Source organism: Njordella aestuarii (genome assembly GCF_056494165.1).
Genome location: NZ_CM151397.1, coordinates 2,627,632 through 2,639,929 on the forward strand (window position 1 = coordinate 2,627,632; position 12,298 = coordinate 2,639,929).

Sequence of the window (12,298 nt, forward strand, 5' to 3'; positions counted from 1 at the left end):
CCCGTAGGGCTTGAGGTTTATTTTTGTTTAGCCGCGATCAGATCGTCCAGTTCACTGCGCAGACGGCCTATGATTTCGTCATAGGTAAATGCGCCCAGCGACTCGGTGCCCTTCTTTAGGTTGACTCGATTCGGACCGCACCAAAGTCCCAGGTCTGCATCGTCCGTTTCACCTGGACCGTTGACGCGACAGCCCATAACCGCGATCGTTATCGCGTAATCGGCTGCATACGTCGTCATCTTTTTGACCTCTTGCGCAAGTTCTACAAAGGCCTCATTCTCGACACGTGAGCAGCTCGGGCACGAGATGATGTTAAGCCGCGAGGGGTCTAAAGCGACAACGCTTCGCAGTCTTCCATTGTAGATGTCGTCCACAATCTCGCGACCAGCCGAGATCTCTTGGGACTTTTGAGAATTTGGAACGGTCAGCGACACTCGGAGGGTATCGCCAATGCCGCGCCCAATCAGTTGTTCGAAAGCGATCCGCGTTTTGATAATTCCATCCGGCGGTAGACCCGCTTCCGTAACACCCAAGTGCAACGGAACATCAGGTCGCATTTCAGCGAATTGCTTGTTGACCTCGACAACTTTCGAAGGGTCACTGTCCTTTAGCGAAACGACGTAGCGATAAAAGCCAAGCTTATCCAGCAGTTCGCAATGTTCCGTAGCGGATGCGATCATTGGTCCGATCGAGTCTGACTCGTCAAACTTTTCCTTTTGGGCAGGATCTACCGACCCACAGTTGACGCCCACGCGAATCGCACAATCATTTTGCTGGGCGACATCGACCAGAAAGCGAACTTTATCTTGCCAAGGTTTGCTGCGCTCGTGGTGATAAAGATGCCCAGGGTTGTATCGAATTTTGTCGACGTAGGGTGCGACTTTAAGTGCCAGCCGATAATTTTCTTGCAGGTCGACCGACAGATTCGCTTCCGTCTGCTCGCGGATGGCTGCCAACGCTTCGGCGTCCTTGTCGCTATCGACGGCGATTCGCACAACTCCAGCTCCGGCGGCATGCAAATCATTGACTAAAGCGACGGTCGCTGGGACGTCGGTAGTCTTTGTCGCAGTCATGCTTTGGACGGCAATCGGATTTCCGTTGCCGATTGTAATCGATCCGATCTTAACTGCTCGCGTCGGATTTCGCTCAATCTTGGTCATTGTTTAGAAAAAGATGGAAAAGGGACTGGCCATGTCGCTAAATTTCGAACGAGCTGTTCGAAAGTATTGTCAATTGTAGCAGCGCGCCTAGAAACGTCTTGGGGCAGTCTAACATGACGAATCCGATTGGTAAAAATAGGGCGAAATCGCGGGAACGCTCAGCGCGGCTTATCGAAAATTCGTAACGTTGTTATACTTTGGGGAAAAATAGCGTGATCCGACGGTTTTAAGCGGAAACCGACGATGGATCCCACAGTTAACTTCAACTTTTCAACTTCAGGAATCGATCTCGGATAGAGCCCCAATCCGACTCGAATAGAAGAGATTAATAAGCCCATGATCGAAGTCAAAGTGCCTAGTGTTGGCGAAAGTATCACCGAAGTTCAGATCGCCTCGTGGTTAAAGAAAGAAGGCGAATGGGTCGCTAACGGGACTGAAATTGTCGAACTTGAGACGGAGAAGGCGTCGGTGCAGATCCCCACGCCGGCGTCGGGTTACATCCGCAAGATTGCCAAGCAAGCTGAAGAATTCGCCACGGTGGGAGATTTGCTGTGCGAGATTGAAGAATCGGAAAAGCCCGCTGGCTCGGATGCAACACCGGCTCCAGCTGCACCGGCAGCGACAAAGCCAGCCGAAAAGCCTGCCCCACCTGCTCAACCGACTGGTGGTGGTCATGTCATGCCGGCCGCAGCACGTATGATGAGCGATGCGGGGATGGCGTCCGGTTCAGTCAATGGTACGGGACCTGGCGGCCGAGTGCTCAAGGAAGACGTGGCGCGAGCAGCCAGCCAAGCGAAGCCGGCGACGCCGTCCAGGGCTCCGGCGCAAGGAGCTATGCTCGAATCGTCAAAATCGGTCGAGGCACGTTCGTCCAGTTCCATGGCGATCGGATCTGCGAACTTAGCGGAACGACGCGAAGAAACGAAGCCGATGAGTATGATTCGACGCACGATCGCTACGCGTCTGGTGGAAGCACAGCATAACGCTGCACTGCTCACGACTTTTAACGAAGTCGATATGCAACCTGTCATGTCGCTGCGTTCTAAATACAAAGATGCGTTTCAGCAAAAACATGGCGTGAAGCTTGGTTTCATGTCTTTCTTTAGCAAGGCGGCTAGCGAAGCACTCCAACGCTTCCCAGCCGTAAACGCTGAAATCCGCGGTAACAGTTTTGTTCACCGAAACTACTGTGACATCGGCATCGCTATCGGCGGTGGCAAAGGCTTGGTTGTACCGGTTCTGCGCAGCGTGGAGCATATGTCGTTTGCTCAAGTAGAACGTGCGATCGGCGACTATTCTAAGTTGGCGATGGAAAACAAAGTTGCTCCTTCGGATTTAGAAGGGGGGACGTTCACGATCAGTAACGGCGGTATCTACGGCTCGTTGCTTTCGACGCCAATCGTCAATCCGCCGCAAAGTGCGATTCTTGGTTTGCATGCCATTCAAGAACGCCCTGTGGCAGTCAATGGCCAAGTCGTTGTGCGTCCGATGATGTACTTGGCCCTGACTTATGACCACCGCATTATCGACGGTCGTGAAGCGGTCACGTTCTTGCGTACCATCAAAGAGATTATCGAAGACCCAACGCGGCTGTTTCTTGAAATCTAGAAGCGATACTGCTTAACTTTTGTTTATCTACGTTTATGGCAAAGCGGGGCTCTTGCTCCTTTGCCAATACGTCTGCCCTGCCCGCTGACCACCGCGACGACGAGTGAGTGGTAGCTTCAGAACTCTATCTTCTCCACGATACTGCAGTTTTTGGGGCTCTGTTTACAAATCGCAAACGGTTGTGTCCGAGCTAGCGAATCGTAATAAGTTTTCGCACTAGGCACACTGGTTGCATTGAAACTCCACATGTTTAACACTCGTTCGATTATCAATCATGTGGAGAATATCATGAAACGTAAACAAATCTTTGCAACTGCACTAGCACTGACTGTTTTTTCCGGCGCCGCTTATGGCCAGGGATTGGGGACGCAAAATTACACTCAAGCGCCAACCAATGCGCAAGGCACCAATACACCGGGCACCGAGGTGCAAGCTAATGCACGAACACAACCATCTGATGTTGCGATGCGCGGTGATCACAACGTCATGAATAAACAGATCGCTCAGTGGGTACTCTCGGACCAACGGAATCTCGTTGAGCTTGCTAAATATGGCGTCCAACGAACCAAGACGCCAGCCGTAAAAGAACTTGCTCAAAAGGTTGAGCAAGAACACAACCGACTGATTGAGCAGCTAACGCAAGTTGTGAATGAGCCTGTGAGCGACGACGCAGCTAACTATAACGCCAATCAAGGTCAAAACCGGTCAGTAAACCAAGGTGTGGTCGATACTACTGATAACGTCCGCCAGGCTCAACGTGATCAGCGACAAGCAAATGTTGAAGCTACTCGCGAACTGAACGAAGCTCAACGAGACGCGAATCGAGATGCAGATGGCGTTCGTCGTCCCCTTGAAAACGCGGCGGATCGTATTGGTGACGGTGTAGAACGTGCCACAGAAGCAATCCAAAACACAGCGGAAGCGGGGCGGGAACGCATCGACGAGTTGGCAAACCGAGCACAACGCAACGCGCCGGTCGATGGCGACAATGATAGCAGTTGGGGTAGTAACGGTTCCAACATGCAAATGAGTTCGCAATGGGTATCGATTCACCAGCAAATCGGAGACAAGGTTGCTCAAGAGGCACGAGCTGGCCTTGAAGAGAATCAAGATAAGTTCGACGATGCTTTCGTCGGAATGTTAGCAGCTTCGCACCTACAACAAGAAGCTACCCTTAGTGTCCTCAGCGATAAGGCGAACGGTCAACTACAGCAAGTGCTGGAAAATGCTAAGCAGACGGTCGCGCAGCATCGCCAACAAGCTGAACAGGTGATGCGTCAAATCGAACGATAAGACCTGTGATCGATCGATACTGTAAATTCAAAAGCCTAGCGACTTAACTCGCTGGGCTTTATTAATAGATTCGTTGCCGTCCTAACTTTCGTGCCGCGATACCATAGCCATAGCAAGATTAGAGCGCCGGCGAAAATTGGAGGACCTTCAAACGCGATCCATAACTTAGGCAATTCGGCGGAAATATCTGTCACAAAGAGAACAACGCTTAGCAACATATTTAGTACTGCGATGACTCGTACTAACGGCCAATACCGCTGCACGTCGCTTGCGACTGCGAGTACAAAAATCCCGTGTGCGAAATACATCGCGCACAGTGACCGAGCCATGTACTCAAAAATTGGTTGCTGCGGGGCCTTCCCAATTCCTAAAAGATCATGAATGTGCTGCAACCATTCGGTGGGAAAGAACAGAGGCACTAACGAAAAACAAATCGAGCAACCCATAACAAGCAACAGGATTCGGGTCCATCGCTCGAAGGTGTTCAAATTGTCGGTGTGGTCCATAGCCCGGCAAGCGTATTTGTCAGTAATGATTCTCGTTGAACCATCGAAAATACGCAATCTACTCCAAAAGGCAAGGCCACTGCCGCAGCTGAACCACCTGCTCTATTGCTTCTTTGGGTAGGCGAGCTCAAACCTTTCCTGCTCCTCGACGCTGGCTTTGAGTTCCCCCTGGATCTCCGAAGCCTGGTCTGCGATTTGAGCGACAACTTTCTGACTCTCCTGGACCTCGGTCTCGGTCGCTTGCTTTTCAGCTTCCAACGTCGACTTGGAGGCGTTCAAATCGTCGATTTGCTTTTGCAATTCCGCGATCTGAGCAATTTTGGCATCCATCGCCGCTTTCTTCGCCGCAGCCAGTTCGATCGCCTCTGATTCGGCGCGTTTCAGTTCCGCCAGTTTGGCTTCGAATTCGAGCTGCTCCTGAGCAAACGCCGCTCGCTCGGCCTCAATTTTTTCAGTTTGCTGATTTAGTTTAACGAGTTGAGTTTGAGTAGCATCGACTGCCGATTGGTGTTGCTGCAATGTTGCTTGAGCTTGATCATGCTGTTGTTTAGCTTCTGCAAGCGAACTATCGAGACCAGCGATCTGTGCCTCCATGTTGCTGCGATCCTTCTCCACTTCCGCCAGTTTTACTTTGGTGACGGCAAGCGTATTATGTTCCTGCTGGAAATTCGCTCGAATTGAATCAATCGCTTTTTCTGCGTCATCGATCTCCTTGAGCTTGTTATTCATTTCAACTTGAAGGTTGTCGGCGTCTGCTACAGCCTTCTGAAGCTGTTCATTAAGACTGTTCTTTTGCTCCGAACTGGTTTCTGACTGAGCACTCTCAGGATTGGTCGAGGCGGGATCGTTCTCAAGACTAGCAAGCTTCTGTTGGATCGATTCGTGCTGAGCCCGTGCGACTGCGACGCGGTCACTCAGTGCTAATTGTTCGTTTCGTTTAAGCTCGAGCGCTGCATTCTCTCGCTCGACGGCTTCTTTTAGCTCAACTGTTTTTGCTTCGGTCGCCGTCATCGTTTGTTGAAGTGCGGCAAGCTTTTCGCCAAGAGAAGCGAACTCGGCCTTCTTTGCATCGCTCGTCTCTTGAAGTTGTGTCAGCGACGTTAGCTTATTCAACTCTAACTGCGCTGCGTCGCGCGCTGCGGTCAGCGCGTCAAGCTCTTTCGATGTTTGTGCAATCTGCATTTCCAAAGTTGGAGGATTTGCCGGAAGCGACTTTTCGTCTTCGACTTTGTCACGTTTCCATCGACGGACGTTGCCGAGCCAATCGCCTGCAATAACGTATTGACCATCGACGCTGATAGCAGCTTCCATACCCGATTCCGCGAGGTTCGGCATTTGACCGACATTGTTACCTCCCGCATCCCACACCTTTACTAAGTTATCGCGACCAGTGGTGCAGATCGTGCCGTCATTGCAGATATCGATTGCCGTCACACCGCCGCCATGAGCGTCCCAAGACTTGATCTGATTACCGTTATTCATATCCCACATTTTGACGGTGTTATCCATCGAAGCGCTGTAGAGCACCAGCGAGTCCGAACGCCAATCGAGCGAACGAATGTCTGCCTTGTGGCCGATCAAATCCAGATACATTCTGCCAGTATCAGTCTCCCAGACGACTAATCCATTGCTACGATCGCCACTGGCAATCAATAGCCCGTCGGGACTGAAACGCAGAGAGTAGATCCAGTCGGTTTGTTTTTTAAGTTCGTGAAGCAAATTCCCAGTAGCGATGTCGTACACCCTAACCACACGTTGGGGGCCAGCCAAAGCGATCTTCGTATTGTCATCGCTAATGTCGGCCGCAAGTACAATGTCTAGCTCATCGCCAACGGTTGTTAGGCGTTCACCAGTAACGATATCAAAGAGCGCGGCAACTCCCATTTTGGCATGCTGTCCACCCCCGACTAGCATGAGGCGGCCATCGCGACTGAAAGTTATCGACTGGGGCTCTCCTTCCGGGAAGGGCACGACTCCCAGCAAATCGCCCGTTTCTACGTGATAAAGCGAGACTTGAAACTGACCGCCGACAGCGACCAGCGGAGACCAAGGGGAGGCGGCGAGGGCTGCAATCGCCGCGGCTCGCTGCGTGTGGCGTGGCGTTTCAAGCAATAGATCGTTTGGCATCGGCAGTGGGCCTTCCGGACGTCCTGAGGCGCCCATTACCGACGCGGCGACCTGCACTTTCTTGCGTTTAATTTGTGAGCCACTATTCTCGGGCATCCCTTGGTCGATCCACGTTTTCAGCAAATCGATTTGAGCCGCATCGATCTTGTCCTGATCAGGCGGCATGGTCGGCTGCTCTTGGTGCGTAACCAGCTTGTAGAGACGAGAGTTGCCCGAATCGCCAGGCGTCAACGATGCTCCGCCCGATCCACCTTCAATCGAAGCCGCGTATGTTTCAACAGAAAGTCCGCTACTCTTGTCGGAGTCACTATGACAAGAAACGCAATGCTCCCGAAAAATCGGTTTGATATGATCTTCAAAGTTGATCATCGTTTCATCGGCGAGCATTGTTTTCTGCGCCATGAACGGACCGATGGTGGTTAAGGCAAAAAGTAAAGGCAGACGTTTTGCGAACATAAGGATCAAGTACAAGGAAATAGGACGCTTGTTGGCTACGCCACAGTGGCGTTAACAGCAAAGCGATGCTCAGGGACGCAATGGATTGTTAGTGATTAAATAAGAACTCACGCGAATTCAAAGTTGCCCAGAAGACATCTTCGAGACCGACGTTCCGATTGGGGGAAGCGGCAATGATTTGTCTTAGCGTTTCAAGCTCTTCTGCTGTAGGTTTTCGAGTCAGCGATCGCAAATAAATCTGCTCAATAATTTGATCGTCGTCCAAGCCTTGTTCTATCCAAGTGTTCAGCAAGTTGCCTTGCTGGATCTTTCCGCTCACACTGTTGCCGTTGATCAAATGTAACGCCTGAGAGAGCGATGGATCGGTGCTTGCTTCATTTTCGCAGACAGTCGTTCGCGGGGACCGCCCGAACGTTGTCAAGAAGTAGTTGCTGGTCGAACCGTCGGCAATTTGAGTCGCACGGGCACCAATCGGAAGTCCGCGGAACTTTTCCTTGGTATTTGTCACGATGCAAATGCAGTCCAACAGCGATTCGGCAGGAATGCGACGCGGCTGAGCGTGCGAATAATTACGCAGATCATCCTTGTTGTCTGCTGTCGGGATGCTGCTGCGTTGGTATGTCTGCGAATTGCAAATGTCGCGCACGATTTGCTTAAAGTCATACTTGTACTCTCGCAGTTTTCCCGCCAAGGCATCCAATAACTCTGGGTTTGACGCGGGGTTAGAAACACGGAAATCGTCGACGGGTTCAACAATTCCGGTGCCTGTAAAATGGGACCAGATTCGATTCGCAATACTCAGGGAAAAGTACGGGTTAGCCTCACTAGTGATCCAACTCGCCAGGACTTCACGACGGTCTTGGCCTGGTTTAATTTCAGGGACGTCGCCGCCCAAGAACTTCGGTTTGACGACCGCGCCGCCGACAGGATGATTGACTTCGCCGCCGTTGGAATTGAAGACGACGTTCTGTCGATAGTCTTCGCCTTGTTTGCGACCGATCTGAGCGAAGAAGGCGGTGAATCCGTAATAATCATCCATTGTCCAGCGGTCAAACGGATGGTTATGGCATTGCGCACACTGCGTGCGAATTCCCATAAAGATTTGAGCCGTGTTTTCAGACAGCTTCAATCGATCGCGTTCGACTTCGTAGAAATTGGTCGCTGCATTGTCAAAGACACCGCCGGAACTCGTCAACAGTTCGCGTACGATTTGATCGATCGGAACGTTGCTGGCAATCTTGTTCGTCAGCCAACTGTTGTACAAAAACGCCGCTTTGTAGCTGACTTCGTTATTGCTCTTAATCATGAGAATCTGAGCCCATTTGGCGGCCCAGATTTCGCTGAACTCTTTGCGTTCCAACAGGGAATCGACAAGCTTGCTACGTTTATCAGGTGATTGGTCTTCGAGGAAGGCTTGCGCATCGGCTTGTTCGGGGACTTGACCGATGATATCTACCGTTACTCGTCGCAAAAACTCTTCATCGGTACAGAGACCACTTGGCGTGATCCGAACTTTTTCAAGTTTTGCAGCCACCAGTTCGTCGATATAGTTCCCTTTGATTTCCGGTGGCGTGTAACTCAGGTCGCTGGGCAATGCAAGGACTTGCGAGCCAACGGAGTGAACGTCGAATCTCGCCATAACAAAGGCTTCGCCACGATAGCCCGCGGTGATAGTGCCTGTTACGTCGACCGCTGCCGAGCGATCATTGTTGGTTGTGAAGTTCGCGAGATGCGTCAAGTCACGGGTCTTGCCGTTGGAGTATGTTGCAACGGCGACCATTGGCTGAATTTCGCCTTGTCCTTCCATAACAATCGTTTTGGGGTACAGATCAACTTTGGCAACCGAAGGAACCTCGCCTTGATCAAGGTTTGCACCATCTTGAAGCCACTTAAGAATCGTGTGATAGTGCGGTGAATCGGGCTCGATCTTTTTGCCACCGCTGTGTGGTACTGCCCCGATTGCTTTCAAGAGCAACAAACTATTTTCGGGGACTGCCATGTTGATGCGTCGCACGCCGATTTCGCGAGTGATGCGATTGTAGTCGCCGCGAGGATCGTAACCGAACAGACTGATGCGAAAACCGTCTTTGCCACGCGCTGCACCATGGCAGCTGCCAGTGTTGCAGCCGGCCTTTGTCAAGATTGGTACTACATCATTGATAAAGCTAACCGATTGTTGGCTGTCGAATTCGCTGACTGTGATTTTAACGTTTGCAGCGAGACCATTCCAGTTAGCATGTAGCATTGCTGAACCGTCGGCCAGCGGCGTCAATACGCCTGCATCCAACTTGAATGTGTCGACAGAGTCCGTATCCCATTTCACGAGATCGCTTACATTTTTGGTGATTCCATCGCTGCGAGTTGCAACAGCGATGATTCTTTGCGAATCGTCTTTGCCGTTGAGCAAGACTTCGGTGGGATAAAGATCAATTCGTTCCCACGCTGCCGCCGCAGTTTCTTCACTAAACGCAACGTTTGGAAGTGAGCAGAACGCGCCGATCAGTAACCATAGCACATACGCTGTACTAAGATTACAGCGCAGTGGTTTGTTATTTAGCATAGGACGAAAATCCAAAGCGGAATAAATTGCGGACAAATTACGAATCGCTAAAAAGGTCATTGTTTCGACTCCCTCATGGCTCGCAGTTGCTCCAGTCGCGTCAGGACCTTAGGCGCTGCGGGTTCTTCTGTTTTGGCAGGCTCGGGAGTTGCGGCTGGAGTCGGCGCCACAATTGGAACATCCAGTTGAACTTCGCCGTTACCGTTCGTTTGTGTGATCACGCCTGCATCGCTTGTTACCGTCGCGCGACAGATAATCGTTTTGAAGCTACCCGTCTTGGCATCTGCCGGTACATCAATCCGATAGACAACTTTATCATCGGTCGGTGCAAACGGAAGTTTTGGTGCTGCGCAAGTCGTTCCAGGTGGTACGCCTAGGATTTCAAGTTCAATATTGCCGGCTACTTCGCGAAGTAATTTCGCGTTGATAAGCACATCGACCGGTTTTCCGATTTCACCCATCGCTTTGTTAAAGGCAAATTCGAACAGCCGGTCGGCGATCTCAATAGTGAAGGGTTCAGATGCGATGCGAATATCGCCGCGATCTACGCGAGACCAAGCCATGATCGACATCGGCCATACACCAAGTTTTGCATTGCCATTGGCCGTGATAGGTATGACAACCTCGGTCTGGTCCTTTTCAAACTTGACCGAACCGTTTGAGGACATGCCGGGAGCGTTGTACAAAAATCGCAATCGGACGGGGCCATCAAAACCTTCTTTACGATGCAGCTTTACTTTGATATCCATGGAACCGTCACGCACTAGAGGTACGCCAGGCTGGACTACCTCGATATCAAACGGTGATTCATCGATAATCGCAACCGAAGCTCGATTGGCGTCATAGCCCCAGACGTCTCGGTCATTCTGAGCGATGATAAGCTGAACACGTTGGCGGAGATTGCCAGTTACGATATCGTTTTCCGCTCGTGTGATCGACGTAGTTAGGTTTGCGAGCGCGCCGACTGGGTTTGCTTCAGCGGCGCAGCGAATGGTGAGCGGTACCGATCCACGATCAGCCGGGCAGACTGCTGGTTCGCAAGTCAACCCAGGCGGCAGACCTTCAAGCTTCACAACAGCGTCGCCGCCGATGTTTCTTCGATTCACATTCACCTCAATCGCAGTGCGGCTGCCACGAGGCACAACAATCGTTTGGGATACGAGCCGCTCTTGATCGACGACGGTTGGAAACACTTCTGCTTGTTTGGGAGCACATTCGATTCGGTAGGCGAAATCGAGTCCACCGCGGCGTAAATGATCCAGCACGCGGATCGCATAGTTTCCATCTTCGGGTGCTTTGAAGTCGACGAAAGCATCTGGACCGCTACTATCGTCGTTGCCAACAATATGTCCGCCGCCGACCTTGAAGACGTTAATTACCGTATCGGCAGGTGAACGCAGGATAGATCTTGCTACTGATCGAATCTCAAACTGTTGGTCTTTGGTGGCCGTAAAGACAAAGAAATCCTCGTCGTTTGGTTCCTGCAAAACGCCGTGAAAGGCCGCAGGCAAGCTGGTCACTGCCGGGACGTTATTCATATCGCCGTTCGGTTCCGCTTCGACGTGATTCTCCATCGCTGCAACGCGTACGTAGTTTGGCGATGTTGCTTGATTGCCATTACGATTGGACCAAATTGCAAAGCTGTCGACAGCAGATTCGGGTAGCTGAAAGGATTCTTGCCAACTGTTACCTAGGTCATCAATAAGCGTTGCGTTCAACAGTTCGCCAGGTTTTCCGCCTCCTGGAACAATTGCGATGGGGCGTGTCTGGTCGCTGACGTGCAAGCGGTAAAGGCAATCATCGTTGCCGCCGAACGCGCTCTCGCGCACTTCGATGATGAATCGTCCATCTTTGGTAGCTTGATAAGAACACAAACCGTCTTGGCGCAACAAGGCCGTGTCATCACTACTGGCAACTTCGAAGCGGTCGGCGTCAAAAATCGCAATCGCAGGATCAAAGAAGTTTCGGTCATTAGCATGCCGCAGTCCTTCGATTTCGATGCTGACGACTTGCCCCTGTTTTAGATCGACCGCAAAGTAGTCGACGTCTTCGTTCTGAATCGTACCATCGACGGTAGTTCTAAATTCGATAACTTGCGGTGTTTCGAAATCGCTGTTGGGTTCAACTTCGCTAAGCGACTTGTAACGACTGACGCCAACGTAACGCAGGTTGCTTAACCCCGATTTGGTTGCGAGACGAAATGCGTAGAGGTCATTGTTAAGCGTAGCATCGGTTTCCAGTTGTAACTTTATTTGATTATCGTCGACAACTTCAAATCCAGTCGCTTTCAGTCCCGATTCGAAGAATACAATTTCAGTCACGTCCGACAATCGTTCGCCAAGGATCGTAAGCTGCCGCGTCTGCCCAGCCGTAACGCCGGCTGGAGTGATACGTCTAACAATCGGTTCGGCGCCAACAGCAAGCAGACTGGCTGAAAAGAGGAAGCAGGCTACGGCGACGTGGGGAGCAACGGAACGTCGGCAAAATCGAAGAAGACTCGTCAAAATGGGGCTTTTCATGAGGGAATGCAATGGTAGGAAGGCTGGCAGGGCGGCAGTTAGACTAACTCAACACCGCCAGTGCAAGCG

At 51.4% G+C, this 12,298-nt stretch carries 7 protein-coding genes; 2 read left to right on the top strand and 5 right to left on the bottom strand.

The window, feature by feature from the left end; translation table 11 throughout:
* Positions 1–17: 17 nt before the first annotated feature.
* Positions 18–1,160: a flavodoxin/ferredoxin-dependent (E)-4-hydroxy-3-methylbut-2-enyl-diphosphate synthase gene (locus SH451x_RS10220; protein ID WP_479362359.1), complete on the bottom strand. Its 1,143-nt coding sequence runs from the start codon at positions 1,158–1,160 to the stop codon at positions 18–20.
* A gap of 336 nt (positions 1,161–1,496) precedes the next feature.
* Between SH451x_RS10220 and odhB the strand changes: the two genes are divergently transcribed.
* Both odhB and SH451x_RS10230 read left to right on the top strand, forming a co-directional pair.
* Entirely contained in the window at positions 1,497–2,768 is a 1,272-nt protein-coding gene (gene odhB, locus SH451x_RS10225; protein WP_479362360.1) for a 2-oxoglutarate dehydrogenase complex dihydrolipoyllysine-residue succinyltransferase, read from the top strand.
* Positions 2,769–3,056: 288 nt separating this feature from the next.
* Positions 3,057–4,061, top strand: coding sequence for a hypothetical protein (locus SH451x_RS10230; RefSeq protein WP_479362361.1), 1,005 nt, complete (start codon positions 3,057–3,059; stop codon positions 4,059–4,061).
* Between the two features lie 35 nt (positions 4,062–4,096).
* Here the strand turns inward: SH451x_RS10230 and SH451x_RS10235 are convergent, their stop codons facing one another.
* From SH451x_RS10235 to SH451x_RS10250, 4 genes are all read right to left on the bottom strand, one after another.
* Positions 4,097–4,567, bottom strand: coding sequence for a hypothetical protein (locus SH451x_RS10235; protein WP_479362362.1), 471 nt, complete (start codon positions 4,565–4,567; stop codon positions 4,097–4,099).
* 102 nt (positions 4,568–4,669) lie between these two features.
* Positions 4,670–7,096 carry a c-type cytochrome domain-containing protein gene (locus SH451x_RS10240; protein WP_479362363.1) on the bottom strand — a complete coding sequence of 809 codons (2,427 nt, stop codon included), beginning with the start codon at positions 7,094–7,096 and terminating at the stop codon, positions 4,670–4,672.
* Between the two features lie 142 nt (positions 7,097–7,238).
* Positions 7,239–9,770, bottom strand: coding sequence for a DUF1549 and DUF1553 domain-containing protein (locus tag SH451x_RS10245; RefSeq protein WP_479362364.1), 2,532 nt, complete (start codon positions 9,768–9,770; stop codon positions 7,239–7,241).
* On the bottom strand, positions 9,767–12,229 hold the full coding sequence (locus SH451x_RS10250; RefSeq protein WP_479362365.1) for a PPC domain-containing protein: 2,463 nt from the start codon (positions 12,227–12,229) through the stop codon (positions 9,767–9,769). The genes SH451x_RS10245 and SH451x_RS10250 overlap by 4 nt, the downstream gene beginning before the upstream one ends.
* Positions 12,230–12,298: the final 69 nt, after the last annotated feature.